General features: G+C 70.5%; 16 protein-coding genes. 6 read left to right on the forward strand and 10 right to left on the reverse strand.

The features are described 5' to 3' along the window. Positions 1 to 2: 2 nt before the first annotated feature. Complete coding sequence (locus R8F63_07960) at positions 3 to 1,421, forward strand: HAMP domain-containing sensor histidine kinase (protein MDW3218537.1); 1,419 nt, start codon at positions 3 to 5, stop codon at positions 1,419 to 1,421. Further along, positions 1,418 to 2,119, forward strand: coding sequence for a hypothetical protein (locus R8F63_07965; GenBank protein MDW3218538.1), 702 nt, complete (start codon positions 1,418 to 1,420; stop codon positions 2,117 to 2,119). Before R8F63_07960 ends, R8F63_07965 begins: the two co-directional genes overlap by 4 nt. Before the next feature lie 24 nt (positions 2,120 to 2,143). On the opposite strand, the gene R8F63_07970 is transcribed toward R8F63_07965, so the two are convergent. Continuing rightward, complete coding sequence (locus tag R8F63_07970) at positions 2,144 to 3,172, reverse strand: ATP-dependent 6-phosphofructokinase (GenBank protein MDW3218539.1); 1,029 nt, start codon at positions 3,170 to 3,172, stop codon at positions 2,144 to 2,146. Between the two features lie 53 nt (positions 3,173 to 3,225). Here R8F63_07970 and glpK point away from each other — a divergent pair, with 53 nt between their 5' ends. After that, positions 3,226 to 4,707, forward strand: coding sequence for a glycerol kinase GlpK (glpK, locus tag R8F63_07975; GenBank protein MDW3218540.1), 1,482 nt, complete (start codon positions 3,226 to 3,228; stop codon positions 4,705 to 4,707). On the opposite strand, the gene R8F63_07980 is transcribed toward glpK, so the two are convergent. From R8F63_07980 to R8F63_08015, 8 genes are read right to left on the reverse strand one after another with little or no spacing between them, the layout of a single operon-like run. Continuing rightward, entirely contained in the window at positions 4,704 to 5,882 is a 1,179-nt protein-coding gene (locus tag R8F63_07980; GenBank protein MDW3218541.1) for an aminotransferase class I/II-fold pyridoxal phosphate-dependent enzyme, read from the reverse strand. The genes glpK and R8F63_07980 overlap by 4 nt on opposite strands. Positions 5,883 to 5,911: 29 nt before the next feature. Further along, on the reverse strand, positions 5,912 to 7,891 hold the full coding sequence (locus R8F63_07985) for a hypothetical protein (protein MDW3218542.1): 1,980 nt from the start codon (positions 7,889 to 7,891) through the stop codon (positions 5,912 to 5,914). Between the two features lie 44 nt (positions 7,892 to 7,935). After that, positions 7,936 to 8,187 carry a hypothetical protein gene (locus R8F63_07990; GenBank protein ID MDW3218543.1) on the reverse strand — a complete coding sequence of 84 codons (252 nt, stop codon included), beginning with the start codon at positions 8,185 to 8,187 and terminating at the stop codon, positions 7,936 to 7,938. Then, entirely contained in the window at positions 8,184 to 8,636 is a 453-nt protein-coding gene (locus R8F63_07995; GenBank protein ID MDW3218544.1) for an SRPBCC family protein, read from the reverse strand. The genes R8F63_07990 and R8F63_07995 overlap by 4 nt, the downstream gene beginning before the upstream one ends. 39 nt (positions 8,637 to 8,675) lie before the next feature. Further along, positions 8,676 to 9,098 carry a hypothetical protein gene (locus tag R8F63_08000; protein MDW3218545.1) on the reverse strand — a complete coding sequence of 141 codons (423 nt, stop codon included), beginning with the start codon at positions 9,096 to 9,098 and terminating at the stop codon, positions 8,676 to 8,678. Continuing rightward, a complete protein-coding gene (locus tag R8F63_08005) occupies positions 9,095 to 10,225 on the reverse strand; it encodes a glycosyltransferase family 4 protein (GenBank protein MDW3218546.1) in 1,131 nt (376 codons plus the stop codon). The genes R8F63_08000 and R8F63_08005 overlap by 4 nt, the downstream gene beginning before the upstream one ends. Before the next feature lie 11 nt (positions 10,226 to 10,236). Further along, positions 10,237 to 11,322, reverse strand: coding sequence for a tRNA epoxyqueuosine(34) reductase QueG (gene queG, locus R8F63_08010; GenBank protein ID MDW3218547.1), 1,086 nt, complete (start codon positions 11,320 to 11,322; stop codon positions 10,237 to 10,239). 29 nt (positions 11,323 to 11,351) lie between these two features. Next, positions 11,352 to 11,627: a hypothetical protein gene (locus R8F63_08015; protein ID MDW3218548.1), complete on the reverse strand. Its 276-nt coding sequence runs from the start codon at positions 11,625 to 11,627 to the stop codon at positions 11,352 to 11,354. 47 nt (positions 11,628 to 11,674) lie between these two features. Between R8F63_08015 and R8F63_08020 the strand changes: the two genes are divergently transcribed. The 3 genes from R8F63_08020 to R8F63_08030 are packed head-to-tail and all read left to right on the forward strand — an operon-like array spanning position 11,675 to position 15,531. Then, a complete protein-coding gene (locus R8F63_08020) occupies positions 11,675 to 12,109 on the forward strand; it encodes a hypothetical protein (protein MDW3218549.1) in 435 nt (144 codons plus the stop codon). Further along, positions 12,103 to 13,704: a GMC family oxidoreductase gene (locus tag R8F63_08025; GenBank protein MDW3218550.1), complete on the forward strand. Its 1,602-nt coding sequence runs from the start codon at positions 12,103 to 12,105 to the stop codon at positions 13,702 to 13,704. The genes R8F63_08020 and R8F63_08025 overlap by 7 nt, the downstream gene beginning before the upstream one ends. A 54-nt stretch (positions 13,705 to 13,758) precedes the next feature. Beyond that, positions 13,759 to 15,531 (forward strand): DEDD exonuclease domain-containing protein, encoded by a 1,773-nt coding sequence (locus R8F63_08030; protein ID MDW3218551.1) that lies wholly within the window; start codon positions 13,759 to 13,761, stop codon positions 15,529 to 15,531. A 7-nt stretch (positions 15,532 to 15,538) separates the two neighbouring features. Here R8F63_08030 and R8F63_08035 read toward each other — a convergent pair whose 3' ends face one another. After that, positions 15,539 to 17,047 (reverse strand): EAL domain-containing protein, encoded by a 1,509-nt coding sequence (locus tag R8F63_08035; GenBank protein ID MDW3218552.1) that lies wholly within the window; start codon positions 17,045 to 17,047, stop codon positions 15,539 to 15,541. Positions 17,048 to 17,092 lie beyond the last annotated feature (45 nt).

Here is a 17,092-nt window from a genome sequence, read left to right on the forward strand (position 1 = left end):
CCGTGCGGTCGAGATGGGAACGCCTCGGCCTGCGGGCCCGAGTCACCTTCATCTTCGCGTTGGGCGGGCTGCTGTTGTCGATCGTCCTGAGCCTCGTGACCCTCACCTTCACCCGCCAGAACCTCATCGACCAGCGCGAGAGCAGCGCGTTCGCCTCGTTCTCGCGCAACAGCCTCGCCGTGCAGAACCAGCTCACCGAGGAGACCGACCAGGCCGCGATCGACACCATCCTGAGCTCCCTCGCGACGTCGCGCGGCGTGTTCCCCCTGCTGCGCGTGGACGACGCCTGGACCGGACGCAACAGCACGAGGTTCAGCACCGACGGCATCCCGTCGAGCCTTCTCTCCGTCATCGAGGCGAACAACGCGGCGACGATGCGGACCACCATCGCGGGCACCCCCGCGATCGTCTCCGGTATCCGACTGACCAACGCCAGCCGCGATGCCGACTACTACGAGGCGCTCTTCCTCGACGACGTCGAGGACACGCTCTCGTCCATCGGCGTGGTGTTGGTGGCGGCGAGCGTCGCCACCACGGTCCTGGCCGCCGCCCTCGGCGCGTGGGCCGCCGGCCGGGCGCTCTCCCCGGTCGGCCACGTACGCCGGGCGGCCGAATCGCTCGCCGCGGGCGAACTCGACACCCGCCTGGACAAACCCGCGGACGCCGACCTCGCGTCACTCGCCTCGTCGTTCAACGGCATGGCGCAGTCGCTCGAGGACCGCATCGAACGTGATGCACGCTTCGCCAGCGAGGTGAGCCACGAGTTGCGCTCGCCGCTGATGACCCTGAGCGCGTCGATCGAGGTCCTGAACAACAGCCGCGACTCGCTTCCCGAGCGGAGCCAGCAGGCGCTCGGCCTCCTCAACGACGACGTGCGCCGGTTCACCCAACTCGTGGAGGACCTCCTCGAGATGAGCCGCTTCGACGTGGGCACGGCATCGTTGCAGCGCGACGAGCTCCTCGTCGTCGAGTTCGTCCGCCAGGCCGTGAGCCATTCCACCCGACCCGACGCGCTGGTCGTCGCCACGCCCGACGTCGAGGACCTGATCGTCTCGGCCGACAAGCGCCGGCTCGCCCAGGTGATCTCCAACCTGCTCGAGAACGCCGACAAGTACGGCGCCGGTGGCGTGGAGATCCAGATCAGCCGCTACGAGGACGCCCTCGTGCTGGCCGTCGAGGACGAGGGTCCGGGTGTCCCCGAGGCCGAACGCGCCGTCATCTTCGACCGCTTCAGTCGCGGCTCGGCCGGTGGCCGCCGGGGCTACGACACCGGAAGTGGACTCGGCCTCTCCCTCGTCGCCGAACACGTCGGACTCCACGGTGGCCGGGTCTGGGTCGAGGACCGCCTCGACGGCCGGCCGGGGGCCCGCTTCGTGGTCGCCCTCCCGATGGGCGAACACGACGAGGAGGAGCACGAATGAGCCCGACCGTCCGCCGCCTCCTCGCCGTCTCCCTCGCCGTGGCGCTGCTCGTCGTCGGGTGTTCGCTCCCGACCGACGAGAGCGCCCAGGTCATCGCGCAGGACCGCCTCGACGAGTCACTCCGACGGGTCACCACGACCACGACGACGACCGTGCCGCCGGTGCGCACCCGCGACTTCGCCTACTTCCTGCTCACCACCCCCGAGGACAACGACGTCATCCGCAAGGTGCGCCAGGTGCCGGTGCCGGTGGCGCTCGGCACGCCGCTGTTCGACCTGATCGACCCGATGGGGGCGGAGGACTTCGCCGCGAGCCTGAACACCGATGAGGGTCTGATCAACCAGGTCCGCGAGTACGACGTGATCGACATCACGATCGACGACAGCCGCGGCGGCGGGGTCGGCGTCGCCACCGTCTTCCTCGAGACGATCGGCGAGGATCCGCCGAACGCCGTCGTCCTACGCGACGTCGCCGCCCAGCTCGTGTGGACGCTCACTGGCGAACCCGACATCGGCCAGATCCTGATCAGCATCGACGGGGAACTCCAGGAGCTCCCCACGACCAACGACGACCAGAATCTCACCAGCGAGCCCGTCGACACCGACGACTACGCCGACTACAACCCGGAGCTCGTCGACGATCCGCCGGACGACACGACCACCACCACGACCTCGACGACGGTCCCGCCCGACGAATAGGCCTCGCCGGTCAGGAGAAGCCGTTCAGGAGAAGAACGTCCGCATCGCGTCGAGGAGATCCGGGTGGGTGTACTTCAGCTCGGCGATGCACTCGGCGAGCGGTGCCCGCACGACCTCACCGTTGCGCAGGGCCACCATCGTGCCGAAGTCACGGTCGTGCGCCGCCTCCATGGCGGTCACCCCGTACCAGGTGGACAGCACCCGATCGAACGCGGTGGGCGTGCCCCCGCGTTGGACGTGACCGAGCACGGTGACGCGGGTCTCGAAGCCCGTCCGCGCCTCGATCTCGGATGCGACCACGTTGACGATCCCCCCGAGGCGTTGATGGCCGTACTCGTCGAGGGTCGGTTCGGGTACGACGATCGTCCCCTCCGCCGGCACGGCGCCCTCGGCGACGACGACGATGGAGGCGAACCGGCCCCGCTCGTGGCGACGCACCAACGAGTCGCACACGGCCTGGATGTCGAACGGTTCCTCGGGCACGAGGGTGACGGTCGCCCCGCCGGCGATCCCCGCCCAGGTGGCGATGTGTCCGACATGGCGGCCCATGACCTCGACGACCATGACGCGATTGTGCGACTCCGCCGTCGTGTGGAGACGGTCGATCGCGTCGGTCGCGATCTGCACGGCGGTGTCGAAGCCGAACGTCATCTCCGTGCCGCCGATGTCGTTGTCGATCGTCTTCGGGATGCCGATGATCGGGACGCCGTCCTCGTGCAGGCGATTCGCACATGACAGCGTGCCCTCGCCGCCGATCACGACCAGCGCCTCGATGTCGTGGCGGGCCAGCGTCTCCTTCACGATCTCGACGCCGCCCTCGACCATGTACGGCGTGTGGCGCGTCGTGCCGATGATGGTGCCGCCCCGGGGCAGGATGCCCCGGCACGCCTCGACGTCGAGGGCCATCCAGCGATCCTCGAGCAGTCCGAGGTAGCCGTCGAGAAAGCCGATCACATCGTCGCCGTACTCCCGTTCGGCCTTGCGCACGAGCCCGCGGATCACCGCGTTGAGGCCCGGGCAATCGCCCCCACCGGTCAGCACTCCGACACGCATCGACTCTCCCTGGTTGTTCGCGCCGGATCGTAGCGCCGGTAAGGTCGCCGCCCATGGGAGTCGTCATCGCCATCGACGCCGGCACCACGGGTGTGCGGTCGTTCGCCATCGACGAGCGGGGCGCTCCCCTCGGCTTCACCTACCGCGAGTTCGAGCAGCACTTCCCCCGTCCGGGTTGGGTCGAGCACGACGCGGAGGAGATCTGGGATGCGGTCGTGTCCACCCTCGCCGAACTGGTCGACACGCTCGACCAGCCGATCGCCGCGATCGGCATCACCGATCAACGCGAGACCGTGGTGCTCTGGGACCGGCGCACCGGCACCCCCCGGCATCGCGCCATCGTCTGGCAGGACCGGCGGACGGCGACGCGCTGCGAGCAGCTGGAGGCCGATGGCGCCCGGGACCTGGTCCGCTCGACCACCGGCCTCGTGCTCGATCCGTACTTCTCCGGCACCAAGGTCGAGTGGCTCCTCACCGAGGGCGGGGTCGAGGCCGACGACGATCTGCTCTTCGGGACGATCGACTCCTGGCTGGTGTGGAAGCTGACCGGGGGCACCCACGTGACCGACGGCTCGAACGCGAGCCGCACCATGCTCTTCGACATCCGGACCGGCGACTGGTCGCCCGAGATGTGCGACCTGCTCGGCGTGCCGATGGGCATCCTCCCCGAGGTCCGGCCGTCATCGGGCCGCTTCGGGGTGACCACCGCCGACATCCCGACCGGCGCGGGCATCCCGATCAGCGGCATTGCCGGCGACCAGCAGGCCGCCCTGTTCGGCCAGGCGTGCTTCTCGCCCGGACAGGCGAAGAACACCTACGGCACGGGCTCGTTCGTGCTGATGAACGTCGGCACCGCCTGTCCCGAGCCGGTCGAAGGCCTGCTCACCACCGTCGCCTGGACGCTCGACGGCCCGAACGGAGCGGAGACCACCTACGCCTACGAGGGCGCGATCTTCGCGACCGGCGCGGCGATCCAGTGGCTGCGCGACGGTCTCGGCATCATCGACGACGCCGCCGAGACCGGCCCGCTCGCCGAGTCGGTCGACGACACCGGGGGCGTCGTCTTCGTCCCCGCCCTCGCCGGACTCGGCTCGCCCCACTGGGATCCCCGGGCCCGGGGCACGATCGTCGGACTCACGCGCGGCACCGGCCGCGCCGAGCTCGTCCGGGCGACGATGGAGTCGATGGCGTACCAGTCCCGCGACGTCGTCGACGCCATGAGCGCCGCATCGGGCACGCCGGTCACCGAACTGCGCGTCGACGGTGGCGCCTCGGTGATGGACGTGCTCCTCCAGTTCCAGGCCGATCAGCTCGGGGTGCCCGTGGTGCGGGCGTCCGTGCCCGAGACCACGGCGCTCGGCGCCGCCTATCTCGCCGGGATCGCCGAGGGCGTGTGGTCCGGCACCGGCGACGTCGCCGCCAACTGGACCGCGGATCGCACGTTCACGCCGAACGATGACCGCACGGCCGCCGACGCCGCGTACGCCCGGTGGACCCGGGCCGTGGAACGCAGCCGCGGGTGGGACCTGGACTAGCCGAGCTTCGTGAGCGCCCGGCCGAGGTTGCGGGTGGCCTGGTTGATCCGCTGCTCGTTCTCGATCAGCGCGAAGCGCACGTGGCCCTCGCCGCCCGGGCCGAATCCGACACCCGGCGACAGCGCCACGTCGGCTTCCCGCACGAGCATCGAAGCGAACTCGACGCTCCCCATCTCCTCGTAGGGCTCGGGGATCTTCGCCCAGGTGAACATGGTGCCGCGCGGGGCGGGGACGTCCCAGCCGATCCGGGCGAGCCCGTCGATCAACGTGTTGCGCCGGCTCTCGTAGACCGCCCGGGCCTGATCGGGGTACTCCGGCGCCTCGTTCATCGTGACCGTGGCCGCGATCTGCACCGGCTGGAAGGTGCCGTAGTCGAGATAGCTCTTGAGCTTCTGGAGGGCGGCGACGATCTTCGGGTTGCCCACCATGAACGCCACGCGCCAGCCCGCCATCGAGTAGCTCTTGGTCATCGAATACAGCTCGACGGCGACGTCCTTCGCTCCCTCGGCCTCGAGGATCGACGGCGGCATGTACCCGTCGTAGCCGAGGTCGGCGTAGGCGAAGTCGTGGACGAGGATGACGTCCTTCTCGCGGGCGAAGTCCACGACCCGCTGCATGAAGTCGAGGTCGACGCAGGTGGTGGTGGGGTTGTGCGGGAACGAGAGCACGATCACCCGCGGCCTCGGCCACGAGTACTCGAAGCGATCCTGCAGCGTCTCCAGGAAGGTCTCCTGGTCGTTGCTGAGCGGCATCTCCCGCACATTGGCCCCGGCGAACAGCGGGGCGAACAGGTGGATCGGATACGACGGGGCCGGCACGAGCACCGAATCGCCCGCTTGCAGCAGCACCCACATCAGGTGGCTGAACCCCTCCTTCGCGCCGATCGTGTTGATGACCTCGGACTCGGGGTCGAGGGTGACGCCGAAGCGGCGCTCGTAGAGCGTGGCGACCGCCTCGCGCAGCTTCGGGATGCCCCGGCTCGACGAATAGCGGTGGTTGCGGGAGTTCCGCGCGGCCTCCACGAGCTTCTCGACGGCGATGTCGGGCGACGGCAGGTCCGGATTGCCGAAGCCGAGGTCGATGACGTCTTCGCCGGCTCGACGTGCTTCGATCTTGAGCGAATCGATGATCGTGAACACGTAGGGCGGTAGGCCGTTGATGCGACGGAACTCCATCGCCTCAGGCTAGCGAGCCGACCCCGGGCCTAGACGAGAGTTCCGACCTCGACCACCGAGGCGACGTCCGAGCCGACCTCGGCGATCCACTCGTCGGCCCCGTGCCCGTCGCCGATGACGAGGATCTGCACGTCGTCGGGCAGGACGGCGAGCCGGTCGAGCGTGCTGGCCGGCGCATCGCCCATGACCACCACGACGGGGATCGGACCGGCGACACCGCGGGGAACCCGATCGGCAAGGGCGGCGACGGCGTCGGCCGACGCGCGGCCCTGGAGCCGGCGGCGGGCGAGGTCGACCAGCACCTGGGCGCTCTCCCGCTGGACGAGCCGGTCGTCGTGCTCTTCGGCGAGGTTGAGTTCGGTCGCGGCGAGCACGTGCAGCTGCAGTCGGGCCTGCACGACCTCGCCGAGGGCGGCGCGGCTGGCGGCCACGTCCTTCTCGGCTTCGCGCACGGCGGCCCGTTCGCCGTCGAGGCGATCGACCCTGCTGCCGTCGCCGAGCGATTCGAGTGCATCCAGTTCCTCGGCGGCCCGCTCCCGATCGCGGAGGATGCGCACGGCCAGATCGTCGGCCGCGACGAGCACGCCGAGCCACGATTCGGCCAGGGCGACCACGGCCTGGTCGCTGGTGAGCGCCTCGTGGCCGACCACACCCGCTTCCGCCATGGCGACCTGGAGGTGCCGCATCCCGGCGTCACGATCGACGCCGACCGAATCGGCATCGACGACGAAGGCCTGGAGCGCTTCGGTGAGGAGGTCCGGCGAGGCGTCGTCTCCGCCGGCGAGGGGATCCTCGCCCAGCAGCGAGACGGCGTGCTCCTGCGCCTTCTCGATCGCGGTGAGGACGTCCTGCAGCTCGGTGTCGCGCTCGAGGCGGGCCATCAGCTCGGCCCATTCGAGTTCGGCCGCCTCCAGCTCGTGCTGGGCGACCTCGTACTCGATGAGGGCTTCGGGCGGAACGGCGGCCATGCCGTTGCCCATGCGGAACGCCGCCCAGGTCGGATAGCCGAGGGGCTCGAGTGCGTCCTGGAGCGCTTTCTCCGCTGCATCGAACGCCGCTCGGGTGGTGGCGCGTCGCACGCCCCTCCCGACGCGACCCTCGGCGTCGATCATGGTTTCGTGCAGGACCTCGAGTTCGGCGACCTCGGCCTCGGTGACCTTGCGGGGAACGGCGGCGTCCTCCGCGGCGCGGGCCGCCCGCCGGGCATCGTCGAGGCGGGCGGCGACGAGCTCGGTGCCGCCGCCGGCGGCCTCCATGCGGGACTCGAGCCCGAGCAGCCGTTGATGGAGGCTGATCCATGCCTGGGCCAACGCCGCGGCTTCGGGGCTCGGTGCGGTCGCACCGGAACCTCTCGCGATGGCCGACCGTGCCGTGGCCGCCGCAGCGGCGAGCGCGGGACGGTCACCGGTCGGTAGGCCGGCCAGCGTCTCGTCGAGTTCGGTGATCGTCGCGGTGAGTTCCTCGATCCGGGCGGGGATGTCCTTCATCCCCGTCCACGGATCCGGCCGGTCGGCGCGGCGAGAGGAGCGCACGAGCTGCCCGTCCGCCTGGTCGAGTCGCGTGCTCGCCTCCGGATCGACCTGCCCCTTCGACGAGCGCAGGTGCGCGACCATCTGCGAGCGGACGTTGCCGCTGGCGGCGAGTTCCTCGGCGATCTCGGTGATCCGGCTGTCGAGTTCGTCGAGCTTCTGTTGTGCCTCGTCGAGGCCCGTCCGCTGTTCGGACGGCGCGGTCGGGCCCTCGCCGGGCTCGGGCAGGCTCGCCGCGTCGATGATCAGGGCGCTGTCGGCCGTCTCACCGAGGCGGGGAATCGCTTCGGTGAGCGAGACGTTCCCGCCGTCCATCTCGACGATGCCCGTCCAATCGGGCATCTCGCCGAGGGCGACGTCGTGGACCAGGCCGACGATGGCGACGCGCGCCGCGGGATCCAATCCCCGCAACCACGTGATCCGCGGATGGAGGCGAAAGGACCCACGGTCGGGAGCAGGCCGTAGTTCGACGAAGCGCATCGGATCCCCATCGGCACGCAGCGTGGCGGATCAAGCCGGATGACTCAGGATTCTGTGGGACCCTGGTCACCTTCGGCGGTCGCCCCGTCCGGGTCGGCCTGGGACGCGAACCCGCCGAGAAACGCCTCAACCACGGATCGTCCGCTCTCCACCGCGCCGGCGAACGCACCGGGTTGCTCGATCACCCGCTCCGTCGCTTCGATCAGGCGTTTGAGGGAGTCGACGACCGCCCCGGCGGCCTCCCGCAGCTCGTCGAACTGGTCGTCGCCGGGCTCGCCGTGCGGATCGTCGTTCACGACCCTCGGGACTCGACGTAGGCCGTGAACGACTCCAGGGCCGACCGAACGATGCGAGCCTCGGCCCGGCGCTTCACGAAGCCGGGAAGCGGCACCGAGAGGTCCACGGCCAGGTGGTACACGACCTCGGTGGCGTTGGGGTCCGACGCGACCGGCAGGAACTCGTATTCGCCGTCGAGCCGGCGGGTGACGTCGCCCCGCTGGAGCCGCCACGCCAACCGTCGGGGGTTGGAGCCGTAGAAGTAGCGCAGCGTGTAGGTGGTGCTGCGACCCATGGCCGCGGCCCGGAATTCCACGTCCACCGCGCGGCCGTCGTCGTCGCGCGACAGGATCCGTGCCATCTTGATGTCGGTTGCCCAGTCCGGGTAGCTCTCGAAGTCGATCGCCGCCTCGTAACAGGCATCCGGCGACGCCATGATCGTGGTGCGTTCCGTTGTCTGATCGACCACACGGCCTCCCTCGTCGGTGCGGACGCGACCCTACCGGCCTCAGCCGCCGCGGGGCGCGAAGGTGCCGTGCCGCGCACACCACAGCCCCGCCATTCCCAATCCCCAGACCGGCACGAGGATGCCGAACGCGAGAGCGGTGAAGATCCGGATCGACGCCGTGGTGAACGCGATCACGAGCTGGAGCGCCAGCGAGCCCATGAGATGCGCCTGGACCCGCCGGGGCGCCGACCCGGCACCGAAGTACAAGCCACCGATCCCGATCGCCTCCTCGGTGCTGCGGGCCACGGCGATGAGGAACGCCCAGAACATCGCGATCGCCCCGGCCCCGAAGAGCACCAGTGAGACGATCACCACCGGCGCCCCGAGCGAGTCCGGATCGATCGTCGAGACGCCGGCCGCGATCGCGAACACGGCCGTGCCCGTCCACGAGGCGGCGATGATGCGGCCCCCGGGCTCGATCATGGATCCATCATCGCCGCGATCGCCTCGTGCAAGCGATCGGCGAGCCGGTCGTAGTCGAACTCGGTCTCCACCCGCGCCCGGCTCGCCACGGCCATCGCCGCCCGCCGCGCCGGATCGTCGAGGAGGGTGCTGATCGCGTCCGCGACCGCCCGCTCGTCGGTCGGGTCGTCGACGATGAGGCCCGTCTCCCCGTGGGCGACGGCTTCGTGCGCTCCCCCACTTCGTCCGGCTACCTGGGGGACCCCCGCCGCGGCCGCCTCCACGAAGATGATGCCGAAGCCCTCCTGCTCGAGCCCGCCCCAGCGGGTGCGGCACAGCACGGAGAAGACATCGCCACAGGCGTAGAGGTCCGGCATCGAGGCGTCGGGGAGGCGCCCGAGCATCGTGACCGGCGCATCGAGTTCGTCGACGATGCCCTGGAGTCGCTTGGTGTCGCGCCCGCTGCCGGAGATGGCGACGTGGACGTCCGGGTGGCGCTCGCGGACGTGAACGCTCGCCCGGATCAGCACGTCCATGCCCTTGCGGGGCACGAGGCGACTGGCCGACGTGACGAGGGGCCCCTCGGTCGGCAGGCCCAACCGGGCGCGCGCCGCGGTGCGTCCGGCCGCATCGAGCGGCGTGATCCGGGAGGTGTCGACGCCGGGCGGGACGATCGCGATCGGCAGGTCGCGGCCGACGGCTCGTTCGGCCTCCGCCGCGGCGTAGCCACCGGCGGAAATCACGCCCACGGCGCCCTTGAGCACGCGATTCATGAGCTGCTGGGTGACCGGCAGACGGCCGGGGATGGTGACCTCGGCACCGTGGAGCACGACCCCGTAGGGCACGTCCAGATGGGGTCCGATCAGGCCGACCGGCACGGCCGGGTCGAGTATGACGAGGTCGATGTCGTGCTCCGCGATGAGCTGGTTGACGCGCCGCACGAGCACGGGCTGGGGCAGCAACCACGGCTCCGGGCTGCGGATCACCGTGAACGGTTGGGCGGCGTCGAACTCGTCGGTGCCCTCGTAGGGCGTGGTGTGGACGACGAACTCGTCGGGCGGCAGCCGGCGCCAGAGCTCCCACAGGTAGCTCTGGATCCCACCCACCTTCGGCGGGAAGTCGTTGGTCACGAGGAGGTGACGCGGCACAGCGGCGGACCCTACGCCCGATCGAGCTCGAGACGCACCGCGGGATCGCGATCGTCGGCCACATCGTCGAGGAGGGCGTCGAGCCCGAGCCGCCGCGCCGCCCAGACCGCGTGGGACCGCACGAGCGGCCGGTCGTCGGCCAGCGCGTCCGCCAACCGCTCGGCAGTGCGGGAATCGGCGGCGTCGCCGGTGTTGCCCAGCACGACGAGCAGGTTGCGCCGCAGGTAGGCGGGGTCACGGTCGGGGATGTACCACCGGCCGAGTCGCGCCAGCAGGGTGTCGTCGTCGCTCGCGAGGGCATCGAGCACGGGGACCCAGGCACCGTCGTCGCCGGCATCGGAGGGGCGGCGGCGACGGATCTGGTTGGGCGGACAGACATCCTGACAGTCGTCGCAGCCGTAGAGACGGTCGCCGAGCGCCTCGCGGAACTCCACGGGGAACGGGCCCTCCGCCTGCAGCAGCCAGGCGAGACACTTCCGCGCGTCGATCACCCCGGGGGCGACGATCGCACCCGTCGGGCAGCCGTCGAGACACTGCCGGCAGGTGCGACAGCCGTCCTCGACCGGCGCGGCCGGCTCGAAGGCGATCGGGGCATCGGTGAGGACCGAACCGAGCACCACGAGGCTGCCGACGCCGGGCACCAGGACGTTGCTGCTCTTGCCCCACCAGCCGATGCCAGCCCGGTGGGCGGCGGCCCGATCGACGAGATGGTTCTGGTCGGCGAGCACGATCGCCCGGTGACCGGCGTCGCGCAGCGGCTCGGCGACCGCCTCCAGCGCGGCCCGCAGCACCGCGTAGTGGTCCTCCCACGAGTAAGCGGCCACCCGCCCGTTGGGCTGGGACGGATCCGGCGCCGGTGCTTCCCGCTGGTAGTCGTAGGCGCCGACCAGCAGGGTCCCGGCGCCGGGCAGGCTGCGGGCCGGATCCGTCGAACGGGCCGGATTGCGGTAGGTGAACTGCATCCCCCCGTGGAGACCGTCCGCCTTGCGCGCCGTCAGCGACTCGAGGACGTCGTCGAAGGGGTCCGCCGTCGCCGCCCCGAACGCGCAGAGGCCGTGCTGTCGGCCGATCGCCTCGAGCTCGGGGAGCGTGATCACCGCGCCATGGTGACACGCCCTGCGTGCGCTCAGGCGACGCCGGGCCGCGGGCTGAACCGGCTCGCCGGCACCAGGCCCGCCTCGGCGAGCAGATCCACGGCCCGCCGCTCCTCGGGGTCGAGCACGACCGGCGTGCCGACCTCGTGACCGACCAGACAGGTCACGACACAGTCGTCGCACGCAGCGGTGTCGAGCGCGACACACACCGCACAGTCGATCGTGAGCGTGTCGTCGGGAGCGATCTGCCCCGAGAACGCAGGACCGGGATGGTCCGGCACGAGGCGGAGGTGGGGATGTGCTGACATGGAACGCACCCTACGAAGGGGGTATGACACCGCTAGGTTGCGAAGCCGTGTCCGACGCCACCAGCCGCCGTGCGGTCCTGAAGATCGGAGGCGGCGGTGCGCTCGCTCTCCTCATCGGCGGCGCGGCCGGTTGGCTCGATCGACGCGACGACGACGCGACGGCGCCGGGGCCCGCCGGTTCGACCACGACCACACCGGACGACTGCGACGGGCCGGAGCTCATCGAGGGCATCGGCGCCGTCGGCTCCGGGATCCTCACCCTGGGCGCCGCGGCAATCGCGACCCACGGCTGGGACGACCTGGACGAGCTGCTCGCCGACGTCCCGGACCCCACGGCCGACCCGCTGGCCCAGGCCGCGGCGATCACCGCGGCGGAGTTCCGCGCCGGCGACACGGTCCAGGTGGACGGGTGGGTCCTCGGCCGATCCGAGGCCCGAGCGGCGGCGGCGCTGGCGCTGATGGACGGTGGCGCGCCGTGCTGATCGATGCCCGGACGACCCCGGGTGGCGAGTCCTTCGCGGCCGACGTCTGCATCATCGGCGCGGGAGCCGCCGGCATCGTCTTGTCGCTCGAACTCGCGGCCGCCGGCCACGAGGTGCTGCTCGTCGAGTCCGGCGGTCACGACGAGGACCCGGCGACCCAGGACCTCGCCGCCGGAGAGAGCATCGGGCAACCCGCGACGACGCTCGACAGCCCCGTCCGGTTGGACCAGATGCGGCTTCGTTACATCGGCGGGACCACGAACCACTGGGCCGGCTTCTGCCGCCCCTTCTCCCCCGTGGACTTCGAGGTCCGGGACCATCTCGCCGTGTCGGGCTGGCCGTTCGGCCGCGAGGAAATCGATCCCTTCATGGACCGCGCTGCGGAGTGGGTTCGGATCACGGACGCGGACTTCGCCGTCGACCGGTGGGAGTCGAAGCTCGGTCTCCCCGCCCCGCCCATCCGGTCCGATCGGGTCGAGCCGCTCGTCTACCAGCTCACGTTCCCCACCAAGTTCGGCCGCGTCTACGCAGCCGAACTCGCCGACACCGCGAACCTGCGGGTGCTCTTCAACGCCAACGTCGTGAACCTCGCGACGCTCGATGGCGGCGCCGTGCAGCGGCTCGACCTCCGCACCCTCGACGGCACCGCGCTGACGGCAACGGCACGGGCGTACGTGCTCGCCGCCGGCGGCATCGAGAACCCGCGCCTCCTCCTCGCTTCGCAGGACGCGGACCCGGCCGGCCTCGGGAACGCCGACGACCTCGTCGGCCGCCACTTCACCGAGCATCTCCAGGTCTACGCAGGGTTCGGCCTGCTCGACGCCGATCCGACCGACATGGTCGGCCTCAACGGAGCCGACGTCACGATCGAGACGGGTCGCCACGCCGGCGCGACGCACGGGGCCAAGTTCGCGATCGGGCTCACGGACCAGCACCTCCGCGACGCCGAGACCACCGGTCTCGAGATCCAGCTGCTGCCGGGCACGTTCCCGATCGGCCAGCCCCTGCAGGAATCGGGCGTCGACATGGACGACGTCGCCGAGCTGCTCGGCCACACCGGCCCGGTACCGCCGACGGCCGTCTACCTCCAGGGACTCGCGGAACAGGAACTCGATCCCGAGAGCCGGGTGGTGCTCGGGTCCGCCACAGATGCCCTCGGCATGGCACGGGTGCAGCTCGACTGGCAGTACAGCGCAGCCGATCGCCGGCGCGCCCTCGACGGCTATCGGGTCGTCGCCGAAGCGTTCGGGGCGTTGGGGATCGGCCGGGTGCAACTCGTACCCGGTGGTGTTCACGCCGACGCGCTCGACAACCTCGTGCCGGGCGAGTTCCTGACGGTGTACCGCTCGATCCCCGACGAGATCGACGAGGACGACTTCCCCGTGGGCATGGGCTTCCACCACATGTGCACGACCCGCATGGCCGCGTCGGCCTCGGACGGAGTGGTCGACGAGAACTGCCGGATGCACGGCGTCGACAATCTCTGGGTTGCCGGGAGCAGCGTCTTCGCCACCGGCGGCACCGCGACACCGACCTACACGATCGTCGCCCTCGCCGTGCGCCTCGCCGAGCATCTCGACGACGTGCTGCGCTGACCGGCGGACGACGCCCTTGACGACGAACAGACGTTCGTCCAAGATGATCAGCCCATGTCCGAACAGATGTTCGACACCGGAGTCGCCGACCAGCGCTCGCTGGACGACCTCGGCACCGCCCTCCACGACGTCACCTTCGTCGTGATCGACCTCGAGACCACCGGCGGCTCGGCCAAAAACTGTGCGATCACCGAGGTCGGCGCGGTGAAGCTCAAGGGCGGCGAGTGCCTCGGCACCTACCAGACCCTGGTCGACCCGGGCTGTGCGATCCCGCCCGAGATCACCATGATCACGGGCATCACCGAGGCGATGGTGATGCGGGCGCCGCGCATCGAGGCGGTGATGCCGTCACTGCTGGAGTTCGTCGGCACCGGCACCGTCATCGTCGGCCACAACATCCGCTTCGACATCGGCTTCCTCAACGAGGCCCTTCGCCAGCAGGGCCGCGACCGTCTCCCCCATCGTTCGATCGACACGCTCGCCCTGGCCCGGCGCCTGCTGCGCGACGAGGTGCCGAACTGCAAGCTCGGCACCCTGGCCGACCGGCTGCGCCTCTCCCACACGCCGAGCCATCGGGCCCTCGACGACGCGCTCGCCACCGGCGACCTCCTGCATCTCCTGCTCGAGCGGGCGGGCTCGCTCGGCGTCACCGGGCTCGACGACCTGCTCATCCTCCCGAAGCTGGCCGGCAGCGCCCAGGCGAAGAAGCTCCCGCTCACCGACGGCCTGCCGCGCGAGCCGGGCGTCTACCTCTTCCGCGACGCACGCGACGAGGTGCTCTACGTGGGCAAGGCCGCGAACCTGCGCTCGCGGGTGCGCAGCTACTTCTCCACCGACGAGCGCCGCAAGATCGGCAACCTGCTCCGGGAGACGAAGAAGATCGACCACCACGTCTGTCGCAACGGGCTCGAGGCCGCGGTCCTCGAGGTGCGGCTGATCCATCGCCACCTCCCCCGCTACAACCGACAACACACCCGCTCGTCGAAGTACCCCTACGTGAAGCTCACGCTGGACGAGCGCTTCCCCCGCCTCTCCGTCGCCCGGGCCGTCAAGGACGACGGGGCGTTCTATCTCGGTCCGATCTCGTCGGCGAAGCGGGCGAAGCGGATCATCGAGGCCATCGAGACCGCGGCACCGATCCGACGATGCACGGCCCGTTCCACCGGCACCATGTCGAAGCCGGTGTGCGCGGCCGCCCAGATCGGCGTGGCCGCGTGCCCCTGCTCGGGGGCCACCAGCGAGGCCGACTACCGGCGGCTGATCGACGATCTCGTCGACACGCTCTCGCGCGAACCCGATCGCCTCCTGCGCCCCCTCGAAGAACGGATCGAATCACTGGCCCGCGACGAACGCTTCGAGGAAGCGGCCGACGTGCGCGATCGGGCCGACGCGTTGAGCGGTGCCCTGCGGCGGGGCCGGCGCTTCGACCTCCTCCGGCGAGCCGGACGGGTGCGGGTGTCGATCGGGGCCGCGTGGGTCGAGTTCGACCGCGGCCTGCTCGTGGCGTGTGGCGCGACGGACGACGATGCCCTCTGGCACGAGGGCCTTCCCGTCGAAGCGCCGACCCTCCCCGCCCCGGGCGAGCCGCTGGGCGTCCCCCGTCGCGACGAGGCCGACGAGTTGCTCACGATCGTCGCGTGGCTCGAGAAGAACGCGGCAAAGGTGCGCGTCGAGTCGCTCTCCGGCGTTCTCGTCGAGCCGCTCCCCCGAATCCCCACGTTCGCACCGCAGGGGAAGAGCCCCGCGAGCCGTTCCGCCGAACGCACCGGCGTCGGTGCCGAGCGGCTCGCCCGGCGCACCCGTATCCCGATACCGCGCGTGTTGTGACCGGCGATCAGACGCCGGCGAACAGCGGATCGTGTCGATCCGCCGCGGCGGCCGTCTGCGCGGCGTCGTAGAACACCTTCGTCAGCCGCTCCGCCTCGACGCCGTGGCAGTAGAGGAAGCCCTGATGGTGGTTGATGCCGAGCGCGAGGAGATAGTCGGCCTGTTCCACGGTCTCCACACCCTCCGCCACCACGGTCAGGTTGGCTGCACCGGCGATGCGGGACACCGCCTCCACCACCGCCTGGTCGATGGCGTCGTGGGGAAGCTCGGTCACGAAGGCTCGATCGATCTTCAACTGGTGTACGACATCGTTCAGCCGCTTGAGGTGCGACATCGTGGTCCGGCCGGTGCCGAAATCGTCGAGCGACAACCGCACGCCCTGTCCGGCGATGCCCTCGAGCACGGGCAACGAGCCGCTGAGGTGCTCGGTCACGAGGTCCTCACTGATCTCGAGACACAGCTGGTCGGCCGGCAGGCCCGACCATTCGAGGGTCTCGGCGACCCGCATCGGGAACGCCGCGTCGAGAAGCTGGTGTTCCGAGACGTTGACGTTGATCCGCAGATCCCGGCACCTCGGATTGATCATGTTCCACTGGGCGGCCTGGGCGCAGGCTTCACGCAGGACGACCTCGCCGATACGACCCATGAGTCCCGCTTCCTCCGCGACCGGGAGGAACTCGCTCGGGAAGAGAAGGCCGTGGTCGGGGTGGTTCCAGCGCACGAGCGCCTCGGTGGAGTACATCGCCCGGCGACGGGCGTCGACCACCGGCTGGTAGTGCACGACCAGTTCGGAGTCGAACGACACGGAGAGCGACTGTTCGATCTTCAGTCGGGCGAGCAGGTTGTGCCGCACCCCCGTGTCGAAGACCGAGATCCGGCACTTGGTGCGCTTGGCTTCGTACATGGCGGCGTCGGCATCGCGCACGAGGTCCTCGGCGGTCACCACGGCCTCACTCGACGGATCCCAGATCGCGACGCCGATGCTCGGCTGGATGACGAGCTCGCCCCCGTCGACCGCGAACGGCTCGGCGAACGCCTGGAAGACGACCTCGGCAACGCGCGAGATCGAGCCGGGTTGCACCAGCCCGTGGCAGATGACCACGAACTCGTCGCCGCCGAATCGGGCGACGACGTCGGCGGTACGAACCGCGTCGCTGAGGCGGTTCGCCACCCCGACGAGCAGTTCGTCACCGGCGCCGTGGCCCAGGCTGTCGTTCACCAGCTTGAAGCGATCCAGATCCGAGAACAGCAGGCCGACGCAGGTGCCGGAGGCGTCCCCGCGGGCAATGGCCGCCGACAGTGCCTCCATCAGGCCCGACCGATTGAGGAGTCCGGTCAGCGGGTCGTGGTTCGCCCGACGCTCCGACTCCTCCAGGTGCGTGACCGTGCTGCGGCCGAGTGTGCGCTGCATGAGCGAGACACCCCCGGCGAGGATCGCGGCGACGCCGGCCCCGATCACGACGCCGGCGGCGTGCGACTCGAACACGTACAGCGCGGCGAGCAGGCCACCCAGCATGGCCGTCAGCGAAACGACCGTCGGAGAGAGCAGAAGCCACCGAGT

It is taken from the genome of Acidimicrobiales bacterium, assembly GCA_033344915.1.
Classification (GTDB): domain Bacteria; phylum Actinomycetota; class Acidimicrobiia; order Acidimicrobiales; family Aldehydirespiratoraceae; genus JAJRXC01.